Genomic DNA, 14,267 nt, shown 5'->3' with positions numbered 1-14,267 from the left:
CTCCAGTACATGCCCCCATCAAACCTATATCAAAATCAGAATAGGAAGAACAAATCTGTTCTAGTTCATTTAATTGGGAAGTAAATATGTCAGGATGATCAATATTTTTTCCGCCGCCCTTAGAAAAATTGAATCTCAAAACATTATATCCTAAGTTATTCATCCTTTCTGCAAAGGCCACTCTGTAGGGTGCGTCTTTTGAGCCCAACAATCCGTGTAAAAGTATTACTAGTTTGTCTGATTCTGCCTGATGGAATGTTAGCTCTTCCATACCTGTGAGAAAGAGAAGCAGGTGTTTTATTAAATTATTGTGATTGTTCTTCTTTGGGGGGATCAGACTGTTCTGGAGAAGGATTTTCCTCATTGAACGGGCGTGTGAAAAAAGAAAGATTTAAAAAACATAGATGCGTTAATGCTCGCGCGACGAAGGTGTCCTATGCGGTTCACACAAAAAGAGCGGTTGCTCGCTCACAAAGCGTGCGATTATCACTTGAAAGGGCGATGCTTGCACCCTAAGCGTGTGCCAAAGGGCGTTGTTGCCATTCCTTGTGTTGCCCCGTGCAGCAGCCACAAGGTTGTTTCTTCGCACACCCCTGTTCTTGTGTTGTTCAGTGCGAAAAAGCAAGAAAAGCGGTCCTGTGCTCGTTCCTCTCAGTGACTTGCTAGGATTTTTTCTTGAGCACGGTTTTCTGGGCGCGAGGCGAGATGATTGCTGAGTTTCCTGAAGGGTCTTCAAGAATGAGTTTAAGTTTTTCCTTGCCCCAGAGGACGCGGTCAATTTTTTTGAGGTGTTGTTTGGCTTTTTTCTTGACAGCAGGGTCGTCGCTGTCATCACGTGCAAAGGCGATCTGGTGTCGTATTCGGTTGAGGACGCCTTCCACGTTAGTGACGTACCCGTTGGAGAACTCTGTTGACTCAATAGTGATGAGGTGCGGAATTTTTATGGTTGCACTTGCTGATTTTATAACTCTGGCTTTGAGGTCCTCTTCGTTGCTAACTTCAAGAGTAAACTTTGCAGGTGGGTGTTTTTCTGAAAATTCAACATCTGCCTTGTGGTACTTGCAGTGTTCACAATCCATGGAGAAGAGAGAGCACGTTCCAAAGAAAGGGATTTCGTAAGGCGTTTCCATGAGGGTGAGCGTTTTTTTGTGGCAGACGGGGCAGAGCTCGCCTTTGAGGACCATTGGCTGAGGGGTGGCATCCTGTGGTACCTTTCCCTGTTGGGTCTTGGTGTCGTGTTCTTTGTTTTGTGTTTTCATTTGTCGTTGACCAGAGCGGGTCGGTCTTCTTGCATTTTTCAACGCACAAGCGCTTTATAAAATTTGTGGCGGGCTTGGCGTTAGGGGTCTGCTCTCTTTGCCACAAGAGGTTAGAAGAAAGAAGGTGGCTCTCCACGTGGAGTGAGAGGCGAATTGGCAGGCTAGTCTTGCAAAGGGTGCTTGTTTACTCAAGCGTGTTTTTTTGCCGGTAAATGCGTGCAAAGCTTGGCGTGACGACAATGTAGTCATCGCCAAAGCCTGCTATGTCGCCGTCAATCGCATCGCAGGTTTTTTTGAGCTTGTTAATAGCGCGTTTGAGTTCGACGAGGTCTTTGTCCTTGAGTGGTTTGATATTGACGAGGCAAATCGTGTATCCTTCCCTCAGGGTGTCAACGATTTCTTTAATATCTGAGAAGTCCTCCATCACGAAGGGCCTGACGATGACTTGTGACGAGTCAGCATCTCCGTCTGCATTGAGTTCTACGTATTCGTCCTCAACGTCTGCCATTTCGTCGTCATCATACCCTGTTCGCTTAAATCGCCTCAGTGAAAAGAATCGCTTCATGAATGTTCCTCCTTTCGTTAATGAAATGTTCGGTGCGCCAGATGTATATAAATGTTTTGGTCGGAGGAGGGTAGGAAAAACAAGGCCCGTGTCTTGTTTTTTTCTCGCAAAAGCCAAGCAGGCAAGCGGTTGTGTTATTTCAAGGGGTTCATACGAGATGCTCCGGTGATTTGCTCAACATTTGCTCAAAAAAAGAGGGTTGTTGCAAGGGTGCAAGAAGGAGAGTGGTTGTGGCGAGACGGGTCTGGCAAGGAGAAAAAGGAGGAGGTATATTTTTAAAAAATTTTTTAAAGAATAACTCTTTTAGTTCAGGGCATGTCTGTGTTTAAAGCGTACGATATTCGTGGCGTGTACCCTGATGAGATTGATGAACACTTGTTTTACCGTGTTGGGAGAGCGTCTGTTGCGTTTTTGCAGTGTAATGAGATGGTTGTTGGGAGGGACATGCGTGTGTCTTCGCCTTCGTTAGCTCGCGCTTTTTGTGATGGCGTAATTGATCAGGGGTGTTCTGTTATTGACATCGGGCAGGTATCAACCCCGCTTTTATACTTCGCTGGTCGGTCGCATCCTGCCTGCGCCATGGTTACCGCTTCCCACAACCCCAAGGAGTATAATGGCTTGAAGATTTGCAGGGGGGATTCGCTTCTTCCCGTGGACGCTACGAGTGGTCTGCTCAGGATTCAAGCGTTCGTTGAAGAAGAGCGATTCTCATCACCAAGGCATAAAGGATTAGTGACGCATAAGAATTTTGTTCAAGCGTATGTCAAATTCAGCCTTTCATTTTTAAAGGCGAAGCGTCCCGCGTCGGTTGTCGTGGATGCTGGAAACGGGATGGGGGGGATTACGTTTAGGGAGCTTATGAAAGAGGACGTGCCGTTCACGTTGCATCCGCTGTACTTTACACCCGACGGCTCTTTTCCCCATCATGTTCCCAACCCTGCTTTGCCTGATACGCTAACTGAGCTTGCTCAGCACGTTGTGGAGCGGCGCGCGTCGTTCGGGGTGGGGCTTGACGGCGATGCGGACAGGTGTGGTTTCGTTGACGAGACCGGCAAGGTCGTTCCGCCAAGCGTGCTCTTCGCGCTCATCGCTCACGAGTTGCTCTTGGAGCAACCAGGGGGTTGTATTGTTGCTGATTTGCGGATGAGTAGAGTCGTTCAAGATGTTGTTCGGAGAAGTGGCGGACGCCTTGTTCTCGCTAAGGCAGGGAGGACGAATTTGAAGAGAGCGTTGCTGGAGCAGAGAGGTATTTTTGGAGGTGAATTGAGCGGGCATTTCTTCTTTCCGGAAACCGCGTATTGTGAGAACCCGATTATTATGCTTTGTAGGGTGTTAAATATGCTCGAGCGAACGGGGAAGCCGCTCTCTGCGCTTGTTAGGCCGTTGAGTGAGATGTATGCTAATTCTGGCGAGATTAATCTTGCCATTGCTGACAAGATCGGTGCTCTTGCTGCAGTGAAGGACGCGTTCGCGGATGGGGATGTCTCGCTTCTTGACGGGGTAAAGGTGGATTTCCCGTCGTGGTGGTTTTCCCTGCGTGCGTCGAACACCGAGCCTTTAATGCGCCTAGTCGTCGAGGCGCAAACGGAAAGCGAGTTAGCGGTGAAAAAGGCTCAAGTGCTCAAGGTCTTGCAGCCATTCCTCGTTCGGGAGGGCTCGCAAGCAAGTGCTGATTTTCCACATGGCTTGCCTCCTCAGTTGTGACGCTGAGGAAGCACTTGAGTTAGCGCTGCTAGGGCCGTTCTTGCTTGTTTTGGTCGTTTCCAGCCGCTTCCGATAGCTTTATAAATGCGGGTGAGCTCCGCCTCGGTGAGAAGAAAAAGAAGCGTTTGAACACTTCTGTACGATACAAAGCAGCAAAAGAAAGGTCAGAATGGTGAAGTTAAAGCCTTTGTTGCCCGTTTTAAAGGAGAAAAAAAGGTACCTTGTTTTTCGAGGCAGTAGAGGAACGTCTAAGCAGGAGCTTCTGCGCGGTCTTTTCTCATGGCTTGGCGTGCGGGGTTTCGCAAAGGCAGGTGTTCAAGTTGTTGTCTTTAACGAGCGTTCCTGTTCAGGAATCATTCGTTGCTCTGCGCAGCACGTAGATGAGGTGCGGATTGCTTTGTGCTCCCATCCGCTTGCTGGTCCTCTGCGTGTTGTTGCTGTTTCCGGCATCTTGAAAAAAGCAAAAGAAGCGCTTTCCTTGTCGGGCGCGCTAAACAGAAGCGTTAGCAAAGCGAATGCATGAACAAAGAGGCAATATTAAAAAAAAGAAGGATGAAAGAAGGCTGTTTGAAAAAAAAAGCGTGTAAGAATCGCAGACAGTAAATGGGAGGTTTGAAGAACGATGCAACCAGTACAACATCAAATGATGGGTTATGACAGGGCCATTACTATGTTTTCTCCTGATGGACGGCTCCTCCAAGTTGAATATGCGAAGAAGACTGTTCGGCTGGGCAACACCGCCATCGGTATGGTTTGCAAGGACGGGGTCTTGCTCGTGACGGACAAGAGAATTGTTGACAAGCTTGTTGTTCCTGAAGCCATTGAGAAAATCTTTCAGATTGACAAACACATCATGGCAACCGCAGCAGGAATTCTTTCCGATGCGCGAGTGCTTATTGAACGGGCGCAGGAACGGGCGCAGGCGTACAAGGTGACGTATGATTCCCCTATTGATACTATTTCCATCGTGAAAGACTTGGCTAACCTCAAGCAATTCACAACCCAGTCAGGAGGCCTGCGTCCTTTCGGCGTCTCTTTGCTTATCGCAGGCGTTGACGAGGGAGGAAAGAAGCTTTTTGAGACCGACCCGACGGGAATTTTTAACCAGTACAAAGCCACCGTTATTGGTGAGGGAGACTCGGAAATTGAACAAATACTCTTCAAGGAATACAAAGAAAGCTTAACCATCATGGATGGCTTGAAGCTTGCAATTCGCGCATTGAAGAAGGTGCTTGACAAGGACTTTCATCCACAACGCATTGATGCCGCATTCATTAAGGAGGGCGAGCAGCCAGTGATGAAGAAAGTTGAGAAAGACACGATCAGTACTTTGACGAAATGATGTTTGCTTGTTTAGCACAAACGAAATGAACAAGAGAGGTCAGGCATGAAAGGTCCTACATTCGATCAGGAGCGCATTCACGTGAACCTTTGCAGTTTGAAGAAGGGCGGCGAGACATTTGAGCTCGTTGTCGACCCTGACAAGGCAGTGGAACTAAAAGAAAGGCAGGGCGACTTGTCGATCGAAGACGTTCGTGAAGTGTTGCGTGCTGAAAAGGTTTTTTCAGATGCCAAGAAAGGTTTGCTTGCGTCCGAAACCCACATGCGAGAAGTGTTTGGGACGAGCGATCCGCTCGAAGTTGCTAAAGTAATCCTCAAGGAGGGCAATCTCCAGATTACGCAGCAATTTCGTGATCGCTTGCGAGAGGAGAAAAAGAAGCGACTGGTGCATCTGATTCACATAAATAGCATTGATCCGCGAACAGGCAATCCTCACCCCGAAAAGCGCATAGAGCTCGCTTTTGAGGAGGCTCGCGTGCGCGTTGATGAGTTTCGAAAGGCAGAAGACCAAATCCAAGATGTGCTCAAGAAGTTGCGTGAGGTTCTCCCTATTCGCTTCGAGCGGAGTACGCTAACGATTCACTTGCCAAGTGACGTTGCGCCAAAGCTCTATTCCACGGTGCAGCATTACGCTACAATTGTGAAGGAAGAGTGGCTTAATGATGGTTCGTGGCGTGCCGTGGTTGAGTTGCCTGCGGGTTTGCGGGTGGACTTCATCGAGGAGTTGAATAGTAAGACGCAAGGCAGAGCGCAAGTTGAACTTGTTGAAAAATAAGTCAAAGGCAGAAAGAAAAAAAAGTTTAAAGAAAAAAACAAAAGCCATGTTTGAATTGAAGTGAGTGAAAAAAAAAGAAAAAAACGTATTAAAAAAATATGAAGTGAAACTATGACATTGTTAGTAAAGAACAAGGAAGTTGTTGTTCCGGGTCAGGTATTGGCTCGGGGCATGGATTTTTTGCCAAGCCATGGCACGTATCGCCGTGGAGAAGAGATTATCGCTGACCAGGTCGGGTTACTGACCATTGATGGAAAAGTGCTCAAGAGCATTCCCCTCGCGGGTAAGTACCTCCCACGAAAGGGAGATACTGTGATCGGGTGTGTCATTGACATTTTAATGTCTGGTTGGAGGCTCGACCTGAATGGTCCGTACTCTGCTGTCTTAAATATGAAAGACACGAAGGATTTCATTCCATTAGGTGCTGACCTTACCAAGTACTTTGACTTGGGCGATTACTTAGTTTGTAAAATTACTCAAGTGACGAGTCAGAACTTGATTGACGTGACAGCGAGGGGTCCTGGCCTGCACAAGCTGCAAGGGGGACGGATCGTCAGGGTTAATCCTCAGAAGGTACCCCGTATTATTGGCAAGCAAGGATCGATGATTTCTTTGATTAAAGACAAAACGAAATGCCGTATCATTGTAGGTCAGAACGGGCTTGTGTGGCTTGAAGGCGATCCGAAGAATGAGTTGGTTGCGGTGAAGACGTTCCGCTTGATTGAGGAGCGAAGCCACTTGCGCGGCTTGACAGATACGGTGAAGGAGTTTTTGGATCAGCAGGTGAAAGAAAATGGGTTATGAGAAACGATTTGACAATCGCAAGTTTGACGAGTTCCGCCCCCTCTCCATAAAAGCAGGGGTTATTCCCAATGCTGACGGGTCTGCCCTTGTGCAAGTAGGAAACACAGTGGCTTACGCGGCTGTTTACGGGCCGAGGGATTTGCACCCAAAATTCATGCAAGATCCCCAGAAGGGAACGTTGCGAGTAACGTACAACATGATGCCTTTTTCCGGGCACGGTGATAGGGTACGGCCAGGCCCTTCTCGGAGGTCGAAGGAGATTAACCTCGTTATCGAGAATGCGCTCTTGCCGGTTCTGGATCTGAACCGGTATCCTAACGCCGTAGTTGATGTCTTCATTGAGCTGCCGCAAACCGATGCGGGCACGCGCTGTGCAGCGATCACCGCGGCTTCTGTGGCGTTGGCTGATGCCGGGATTCGGATGAAAGACATGGTCGCGGCCGTGAGTGTGGGGAAGGTTGACGACAAACTCGTTGTTGACTTGACCTATAATGAAGAAGCATATCCTGAAGGAGACGTTGCAGACATTCCTGTTGCGTTCATCCCATCGACAGGAGAGCTCTCTCTTTTGCAGATGGATGGAAAGATTACTCCTGATGAGCTGGAGCGCGTTTTAGAGATGGGCCGTGTTGCGTGTGTGAAGATTGCTGAGGCGCAGAGAAGCGCCTTGCTTGAGAAATACGAGGATGCATCTTTGAAGGCCGTTGACATCGCGCTCGAAAACGGCAGGGAGGCTGCTGCCCGTTCAGGAGAGGATGAGGTACCTCCTGTTGATGATGCTAGTCGTGGCGATTCAGTAGGTGATGACAATGAATGAAAGTATGCATGAACATATTCAAGCCGCATTGCGTCAAGGTGTTCGTTTTGACGGACGCGATTGTTCTGCGTGGAGGGATTTGTCGATAGAAACAGGAGTTACGAAGTCAGCTGAGGGTTCTGCACGGGTTCGTTGCGGAAAAACCGACATCATCGTTGGTGTGAAGCTCTCGGTGGGGACGCCGTTTCCAGACTCACCTAATAAAGGCGTTCTCATGGTGGGCGCTGAGCTTCGGCCGTTGGCCCATCCTTCTTTCGAGGCGGGGCCTCCCTCCTATGAGGCGATCGAAGTTGCTCGCGTCATTGATCGTGGCATTCGCGAGAGTGGCATGATTAACGAAGAGTCTCTTTGTATCACGCCAGGCGAGAAGGTCTGGATTGTGAACGTCGATATTTGCCCTCTTAATCATGATGGGAACTTGATTGATTTGGGAACACTTGGCGCCCTTGCGGCACTCAAGGAAACAAGGCTTCCTGGTTTAACTGACGATGGACAGGTTGATTACGAGAAAAGAACAGACACGAAGCTCGAACTCTTAGAGGAGCCCATCGCGGTTACTGTCTTGAAGATTGGCAGCACCTTTTTGATTGACCCCACGTTTGAGGAAGAGCGAGTGTTGGATGCGCGCTTAACGGTGACGAGTCTTAGTAACGGAAAGATTTGCGCGTTGCAAAAGGGCGGATCTGGCACCCTTTCCCTTGACGATGTCAAAAAAATGGTTGCGCTAGCTCAGAAAAAGAGCGGTGAGTTGAGAAAACAGCTTGCAAGTGTGGAGAGGTGACTAGTGGTATGACGAAAAAAATTAGCATCTCCTTGCCTGAAGGGTACGTAACGAAGTATGAAAAGGCTCGGTTGATTGGTACGCGAGCTTTGCAGATTTCAATGGGGGCGCCATTATTGGTTAAGTTGTCAAAGAAAGAATTGGAGGCGTTGGAGTACAACCCTATTGAGATTGCTAAGCGAGAATTCGAGGCGGGCAAGTTGCAGATCGAAGTTGATCGCAAGAAAATTACTGAGAAGCTAGAGCGGTCTTCTCCGTCTGTGTACAGGAAACAAAGAACATAGGATTGCCGCCGCCACTTCGCTGAGAGAGGGTGCCTGCCTTTTTTTGTTGTGTGCTCGGCTCGGGCTTGCGGGTTACTTGAGCTTGCCCGCTCTTGGCCACGGGTGAAAGAAGGGTCGGGAGCCTGCCTGCTTTACGGGTTCTGAATTGAACTTCTTGAGTATTGCGCCGTGTTGCTCGTTCATTTTGTGTAGGTCTTGATGGAGTCTTTGGAGTTTTTTCTCGCGGTCGGTGAAGAACGCTTCCATTCGTTTCCTTCGGTCGTAGGCGTAGAAGGGTTCTTGTGCCGTCGCGAATTTGAGGGCTTCGATAAGGGTGTAGCCGTTGTTTTTTGCGGTTTGGAAGCGGATTGCTTTGTTGTCCAGATTGAGAAATTGCTTGCTAATAGTGCGAAGAATCGTCATGCGTATCAACCCCCTTTTTCAAGGCCGGAGGTATTTAAAGAGTATAAAAACATTTCTTTTTGTTTGGTTCTCGCCCGCCCTACTGATAAAGCATAAAGCAGAAGAACAAGACCTGATTGGTTAATGACTCGTACAAAAGGTTTTTAAATACTGTTGTGTCTTTCTGTTCCCGTATGGAATTGCGAACAGCAAAAGGGGTGCGAGATACGCCGCCTCAGCTCAAGCTCTTGCAGGATAGGGTAGTGCGCACGCTCAAAACACTTTTTGAGCGGTTCGGCTTTGCTCCTCTTGAAACGCCGGTTATTGAGCGTTTTGAAGTGCTGGCTTCGAAATACGCAGGTGGCGAGGAGATCTTGAAAGAGTGTTTTCAGTTGACGGATCAGGGGGGTCGAAAGCTTGGTTTGCGTTACGACCTCACCGTTCCTTTGGCTCGTTTCGTGGGTATGAACCCTTCATTGAAGATGCCGTTTAAGCGGTATCAGATTGGACGTGTATATCGTGACGGCCCGATTAAGCTGGGGAGGTATCGTGAGTTTTACCAGTGTGATTGTGATATTGTTGGTGCAGGGGGGCTCTTAGCGGAGGCGGAGTGCTTGCTCTTGGCTGATGAGGTGTTTCGTTCGTTAGGGATTGATATTCGTATTCTCGTGAATGATCGGAGGATCCTTGATGGGTTAGTGCAAAGTTGCGGGATCCTGCCAGAGCTTTCTTCGTCCGTTATCTTGTCGCTTGACAAGGTTGATAAGCTTGGGCGAGAGGAGGTGAAGCGAGAGTTGGTGCAGAAGGGTGTTGCGGTTTCCGCGGCGGATCTTCTCCTCGATCTTACCAGTCCACCAGGGGATAATGATCAGAAATTAGGCATTCTTCGGTCGCAGTTGGGCGAGAATGAAGGATTAGCGAATGTTGCTTCTTTACTTGACTTGCTTGGCTTAGCCAATGTTGAATTCTCACCGGGGCTCGCAAGGGGCTTGTCCTACTATACGGGAACGCTGTTTGAAGTGTTTGCAACGTCAGGGCCTATCACGCGAAGTGCCATTGCTGCGGGGGGGCGTTATGATCGCCTCATCGGCGACCTTCTTGGTGCGCCAGCAAACATTCCCGCCATTGGCATCTCCTTCGGGCTCGAGCCCATCTTGGATATTTTAAAGTCGAGGGCGGAGGATTTGCCTGTGACACCGGCAAAGGTGTTCGTGATTCCTATCCAGACAGTGAAGGAGAGCTTGTCCGTTGTTTCTCGTTTACGAAAGGCAGGGGTGAATGCAAGTATTGATTTGAATGAGCGCGGGATTAGTGCTAATTTGAAGTATGCCAACAGCCTAGGCATTCCTTTTGTTGTGATTGTTGGAGAGGAAGAGCTCAAGCAAGAAAAGGTGCAGCTGAAAGATATGCGGTCTGGGGAGTCGTGGGTGTTGAGTGTCGAGGACGCCGCAAAGAACGTTCTTGGATGAGCAAGGGTGTTTGTAAAGGCCGAAAAGTTTTTTAAGGAGTGGCTTGTTCGTGGCGGATACCTGTGAGTGATGATGCTTTTCCTTGCTGGTTGGTACGGCAAAGGAAAGGCGGAGTGAGGTACATCGTTCTGATTGTATCTCGGAAGGTTGAGGCAGAATGGAGAAAGTTTTTGAAATCGTTGAAGTTGCTAAGCAGACTGGTGCTATCAAGCGGGGCGCCAATGAGGTGACAAAGGCACTTGAGCGCGGCAAGGCGAAGTTTGTTGTGATCGCGAAGGATGTGACTCCTCCAGAAATTGTGATGCATTTGCCGCTCTTGGCTAAAGAGAAGGGCGTTCCGTTTGCTGAAGTTGAAAAGAAGGTGGATCTCGGCGCAGCTGCGGGTCTTCCTCTTGGTACTGCTGCTGTTGCGGTCGTGAAGGAAGGAGATGCAAAAGACCTTATTAAGCAGTTTAAGGCGGAGTGAGAATGGCCAAGGAAGGTGAACAAAAGACTGCTGGTCAGCAGCAAGCAGGACGTTCCACGAGTAGTTCTTCTTCTGTGAAGCCCGCTCAGAGAAGTGATCGAAGAGGTCGAGAAAGGAGAGGCGGACGAGAGCGTTCTGGCGGAGGTGCAGAGGGTTCTTTGTTTTCTCCTGCAGTTCCTGGAAGAGTTGAGGAGCTTGTGGGGAGGACTGGTACGCGTGGCGAGGCGACACAGGTTCGTGTTAAAATCCTGGAGGGAAGGGACAAGAACAAGACGATTAGGCGGAATGTTCGCGGTCCTGTTCAGGTGGGAGATATTTTGATGCTTCGAGAAACAGAAATAGAGGCCAGGCCTTTGAACAAGGCAGGAAGAGGAGGTTCGTGAGGATGGCGCTTTGTTCCTTTTGTGGTGTGCGGATCCCTGCCGGGACTGGCAAGCTCTTTGTCAAGAACGATGGGAAGCTCTTGCATTTTTGCTCTTTGAAATGCGAAAAAAACCTTTTGAAGCTGCGAAGAAAGCCGAGGAATGTTGCTTGGACAAAGGCGGCGAGGAAGGAGAAGGAGGCAAGCAAATGAGCTCCTCAGCCAAGGCAAAGGCAACGTCTCGCGGGGGTAGTGCACAAGACTCGTTGTCTTCTTCTTTGCAAGAACAGAGTTTGGTCTTGCTCAAGCCTGACGCAGTGCAAAGAGGGCTTGTTGGAGAGATTATTTCTCGTTTTGAACGGTGCGGGTTAAAGCTTATTGCGATGAAAATGGTGTACCCGAATGAGCAACTTGCCGGAGAGCATTACGCTGCTGATGAAGAGTGGCTTGTTATGGTTGGTGAGAAGCAAAAAGAGGCGTACAAGAAGAAAGGTGTGGTGGTTGAGGAGAGCGAGCGGGAGATTGGGTTGCGAGTTCGTGAGCAGCTTATGCAGTTTCTTTCCATGAGCCCCGTTGTCGCCCTTGTCTTGCAGGGGCATAATGCTGTTGCGCATATTCGCAAACTGGTTGGCGCGACGAGCCCGGGTGACGCGCCTCCAGGGACGATTCGGGGAGATTACAGCTTTGACACGTACCAGCTCGCGGACGCGAGTAGGCGTCCCATTCAGAATCTTATTCATGCTTCCGGAACGGTGGAAGAGGCGAAGAGGGAGATTGCCGTGTGGTTTTCCAAGGAAGAGCTGCACGAGTGGACCCGTATTGATGAAACGCTCTTGTACCGACAAGGGTGATGGCGCTGGCTTGTCTCTTCAATGTTTTCCTGAGGCAGTACGAGTAAACAGGTAAGGAGAAAGGTGAAAGCACAATGGCAAAGATGGTTGATAGAGTCAAGGCGTTGATGAACAAGCCGAAGAATATCCGCAACATTGCAATTTGCGCCCATATTGATCATGGAAAGACGACGTTTTCTGACAACTTGCTGAGTGGAGCGGGTATGATGTCTGAGGAGCTTGCTGGTCGTGCGCTTCAGCTTGATTTTCATGAGGATGAGCAGCAGCGCGGCATCACTATTGATAGCGCTTCTGTTTCCATGGTGCACGCCGTGGAAGGGGAGGATTTCTTGATTAACTTGATTGACACGCCCGGGCACGTCGATTTTGGTGGTGACGTGACGCGCGCGATGCGTGCGGTTGACGGAGCAATTGTGCTCATTGACGCCGTTGAGGGCGTGATGCCTCAGACGGAGACAGTTCTTCGCCAGGCGCTCAAGGAGCGCGTCAAGCCAATTTTATTCATTAATAAGGTGGATCGGCTCATCAAGGAGCTCAAGCTCACGCCTGAAGCGATGCAGGAGCGCTTTGTAAAGCACATCATGGCTGTTAACAAGCTTATTTTGCAGATTGCTGAAAAAGGATTTGGTGAGAAGTGGCAGGTGAACGTTCAGGATGGTTCTGTGTGTTTTGGTTCTGCGTTTCATAATTGGGCGCTTTCTATTCAGTACATGCAAAAGAAAGGAATTTCATTCAAGGAGATTATTGAGGCGTACGAGAAGGGAGATTGGAAAGTGTTGCGTTCGAAGGCGCCGCTTCATGAGGTGGTGTTGAACGCGGTGGTGAAGCATCATCCCAATCCTGTGGAGGCGGCGCAGTATCGCATTCCAAAGATTTGGCATGGGGATTTGGAGAGTCCGTTGGGTAAGTCGCTTCGGGAGAGCGATCCGAACGGGCCGCTTATGTTTGTGGTGATCAAGGTCGTTATTGACCCGCAAGCAGGCGAGATTTCTGCTGGGCGGCTGTATTCGGGAACAATGAAGAAGGGTGTGCAGGTATATTTGAACAGGGCTAAGACACAGGTGCGCATCCAGCAGGTGTACATCTATAATGGGGCTAAGCGGGAGATCGTTGACAATGTTCCTGCGGGCAACATCATTGGTGTTGGTGGCTTGAAGGACGCATATCCTGGAGAGACGGTTTCTCTTGAGCCGTGCGAGCCTTTCGAGCAGATCACGCATATTTTCGAGCCGGTTATCACAAAGGCGATTGAGGCGAAGAAGCCGTCCGATTTGCCCAAGCTTGTTGAAGTCTTGGTCCAGGTGCAAAAGGAGGACCCGTCTATTCGTATTGAAATCAATAAAGAGACGGGGGAGCACCTCATGAGCGGCATGGGCGAGTTGCACTTGGAAGTTATTGAAAACAGGATTGTGAAGGAGAAAGGGGTTGAGATTACCACCTCGCCTCCCATTGTGGTGTATCGAGAGACGGTTACCCGTGCCACGCCGAACCCGATGGAAGGGAAGTCGCCGAATAAGCATAATAAGCTGTACTTCAAGGTTGAGCCTCTTGATGATGCTGTTGTTCAGGCAATTAAGGACGGGACGATTCCTGAAGGGCGGATTAAGAAAAAAGACACAGAGATTTGGCGTGCGTTTCAAGAGCTCGGGTGGGACGCGAAGAGCGCGAGGAATGTGCGAGATGTCTTTAATGGGAATATTTTGATGGATGAGACGAGGGGAATTGTGCAGATTGGTGAGATTATTGAGATGGTAATGGATATGTTTGAGGATGTTATGAAGAAGGGGCCTGTTGCGAACGAGCCTTGCTTTAAAGTGAAGGTTTCCTTGGTTGATTGTAAGCTCCACGAAGACGCGATTCACCGGGGTCCTGCTCAGATGTACCCTGCGGTGCGTGAGGGTATTCGCCTTGCAATTCTTAACGCGGGTCCTGTCATTTTCGAGCCGATGCAAACCCTGCAGTTTGAAGCGCCTGAGGAGTTCATGGGCGAGATTTCTAAACTTATCAGTAATAAGCGTGGGCAGCTTCTTGATATGCAAACGGAAGGGTCTACCGTGGTGGTGAAAGGGAAGTTGCCAGTGAGTGAGATGTTTGGCCTCGCGTCAGATTTGCGTTCCGCCACGGGCGGGCGAGGGTCGAGTTTTGTTGTTGATCAGACCTTTGAGCGTTTGCCGGATGAGCTGCAGTCTAAAGTGATTAATGCTATTCGGTCAAGGAAGGGTTTGAAGATGACCGAGACGGGCGCTCAGCCTCAGTGATTTTTTTGTGACGTGCTTGTTCTTTTGTTCAAGCACGCCGGGGGACCGGCGAGTAGCGCGCCTTGCTTTCTCGAGAAAAAGAAACAGTAATCTTTAAAAACCCCCTCGTTTTTCCGTTCGTGCGTTGTTATTATGTGTTTAAATGGATAGG

At 49.3% G+C, this 14,267-nt stretch carries 20 protein-coding genes; 16 read left to right on the top strand and 4 right to left on the bottom strand.

The genetic code is table 11. The features are described 5' to 3' along the window. Window positions 1-364, bottom strand: a 364-nt coding sequence (locus tag D6783_02355; GenBank protein RME53379.1) for a hypothetical protein, incomplete at its 3' end; no start/stop codon positions are given. 72 nt (window positions 365-436) lie between these two features. Between D6783_02355 and D6783_02350 the strand changes: the two genes are divergently transcribed. Next, window positions 437-658 (top strand): hypothetical protein, encoded by a 222-nt coding sequence (locus tag D6783_02350; protein ID RME53378.1) that lies wholly within the window; start codon window positions 437-439, stop codon window positions 656-658. Window positions 659-662: 4 nt separating this feature from the next. On the opposite strand, the gene D6783_02345 is transcribed toward D6783_02350, so the two are convergent. Both D6783_02345 and D6783_02340 read right to left on the bottom strand, forming a co-directional pair. Continuing rightward, complete coding sequence (locus D6783_02345) at window positions 663-1,259, bottom strand: ZPR1 zinc finger domain-containing protein (GenBank protein ID RME53377.1); 597 nt, start codon at window positions 1,257-1,259, stop codon at window positions 663-665. 184 nt (window positions 1,260-1,443) lie between these two features. Beyond that, window positions 1,444-1,824 carry a cell division protein SepF gene (locus tag D6783_02340; GenBank protein ID RME53376.1) on the bottom strand — a complete coding sequence of 127 codons (381 nt, stop codon included), beginning with the start codon at window positions 1,822-1,824 and terminating at the stop codon, window positions 1,444-1,446. A gap of 51 nt (window positions 1,825-1,875) precedes the next feature. On the opposite strand from D6783_02340, the gene D6783_02335 reads away from it, so the two are divergent. The 9 genes from D6783_02335 (at window position 1,876) to D6783_02295 (ending at window position 8,330) form a co-directional block, all read left to right on the top strand. Further along, window positions 1,876-2,103, top strand: coding sequence for a hypothetical protein (locus D6783_02335; protein ID RME53375.1), 228 nt, complete (start codon window positions 1,876-1,878; stop codon window positions 2,101-2,103). Between the two features lie 36 nt (window positions 2,104-2,139). After that, a complete protein-coding gene (locus D6783_02330; protein RME53374.1) occupies window positions 2,140-3,528 on the top strand; it encodes a phosphomannomutase/phosphoglucomutase in 1,389 nt (462 codons plus the stop codon). 169 nt (window positions 3,529-3,697) lie between these two features. Further along, on the top strand, window positions 3,698-4,051 hold the full coding sequence (locus D6783_02325; GenBank protein RME53373.1) for a hypothetical protein: 354 nt from the start codon (window positions 3,698-3,700) through the stop codon (window positions 4,049-4,051). A 99-nt stretch (window positions 4,052-4,150) separates the two neighbouring features. Continuing rightward, window positions 4,151-4,870: an archaeal proteasome endopeptidase complex subunit alpha gene (locus tag D6783_02320; GenBank protein RME53372.1), complete on the top strand. Its 720-nt coding sequence runs from the start codon at window positions 4,151-4,153 to the stop codon at window positions 4,868-4,870. A 45-nt stretch (window positions 4,871-4,915) separates the two neighbouring features. After that, on the top strand, window positions 4,916-5,644 hold the full coding sequence (locus D6783_02315) for a ribosome assembly factor SBDS (protein ID RME53371.1): 729 nt from the start codon (window positions 4,916-4,918) through the stop codon (window positions 5,642-5,644). Window positions 5,645-5,755: 111 nt separating this feature from the next. After that, window positions 5,756-6,448 (top strand): RNA-binding protein, encoded by a 693-nt coding sequence (locus tag D6783_02310; protein ID RME53370.1) that lies wholly within the window; start codon window positions 5,756-5,758, stop codon window positions 6,446-6,448. Beyond that, window positions 6,438-7,265, top strand: coding sequence for an exosome complex exonuclease Rrp41 (locus D6783_02305; protein ID RME53369.1), 828 nt, complete (start codon window positions 6,438-6,440; stop codon window positions 7,263-7,265). Before D6783_02310 ends, D6783_02305 begins: the two co-directional genes overlap by 11 nt. Further along, on the top strand, window positions 7,252-8,046 hold the full coding sequence (locus D6783_02300) for an exosome complex protein Rrp42 (protein ID RME53368.1): 795 nt from the start codon (window positions 7,252-7,254) through the stop codon (window positions 8,044-8,046). Before D6783_02305 ends, D6783_02300 begins: the two co-directional genes overlap by 14 nt. Window positions 8,047-8,054: 8 nt before the next feature. Then, window positions 8,055-8,330, top strand: a complete 276-nt coding sequence (locus D6783_02295; GenBank protein RME53367.1) for a DNA-directed RNA polymerase subunit K — start codon at window positions 8,055-8,057, stop codon at window positions 8,328-8,330. A gap of 72 nt (window positions 8,331-8,402) precedes the next feature. On the opposite strand, the gene D6783_02290 is transcribed toward D6783_02295, so the two are convergent. Beyond that, window positions 8,403-8,732 (bottom strand): hypothetical protein, encoded by a 330-nt coding sequence (locus D6783_02290; GenBank protein RME53366.1) that lies wholly within the window; start codon window positions 8,730-8,732, stop codon window positions 8,403-8,405. Window positions 8,733-8,905: 173 nt separating this feature from the next. Between D6783_02290 and hisS the strand changes: the two genes are divergently transcribed. The 6 genes from hisS to D6783_02260 all read left to right on the top strand — a co-directional run bounded on the left by hisS (window position 8,906) and on the right by D6783_02260 (window position 14,116). Further along, window positions 8,906-10,180, top strand: a complete 1,275-nt coding sequence (hisS, locus tag D6783_02285; protein RME53365.1) for a histidine--tRNA ligase — start codon at window positions 8,906-8,908, stop codon at window positions 10,178-10,180. Window positions 10,181-10,337: 157 nt separating this feature from the next. Then, the gene (locus D6783_02280) at window positions 10,338-10,646 is read left to right on the top strand and encodes a 50S ribosomal protein L7ae (protein RME53364.1); all 309 of its coding nucleotides are present in this window, start codon (window positions 10,338-10,340) and stop codon (window positions 10,644-10,646) included. 2 nt (window positions 10,647-10,648) lie between these two features. Next, on the top strand, window positions 10,649-11,029 hold the full coding sequence (locus D6783_02275) for a hypothetical protein (GenBank protein RME53363.1): 381 nt from the start codon (window positions 10,649-10,651) through the stop codon (window positions 11,027-11,029). 2 nt (window positions 11,030-11,031) lie between these two features. Beyond that, a complete protein-coding gene (locus D6783_02270; protein ID RME53362.1) occupies window positions 11,032-11,220 on the top strand; it encodes a 50S ribosomal protein L24e in 189 nt (62 codons plus the stop codon). Then, window positions 11,217-11,858: a nucleoside-diphosphate kinase gene (locus D6783_02265; protein ID RME53380.1), complete on the top strand. Its 642-nt coding sequence runs from the start codon at window positions 11,217-11,219 to the stop codon at window positions 11,856-11,858. Before D6783_02270 ends, D6783_02265 begins: the two co-directional genes overlap by 4 nt. Before the next feature lie 74 nt (window positions 11,859-11,932). Next, on the top strand, window positions 11,933-14,116 hold the full coding sequence (locus tag D6783_02260; protein RME53361.1) for an elongation factor EF-2: 2,184 nt from the start codon (window positions 11,933-11,935) through the stop codon (window positions 14,114-14,116). The last annotated feature ends 151 nt before the right edge of the window (window positions 14,117-14,267 follow it).

It is taken from the genome of Candidatus Woesearchaeota archaeon (assembly GCA_003694805.1).
GTDB lineage: Archaea > Nanobdellota > Nanobdellia > Woesearchaeales > J110 > J110.
Note: the sequence above shows the minus strand (reverse complement) of the source record. Positions and strands in the feature narration are given on the sequence as shown.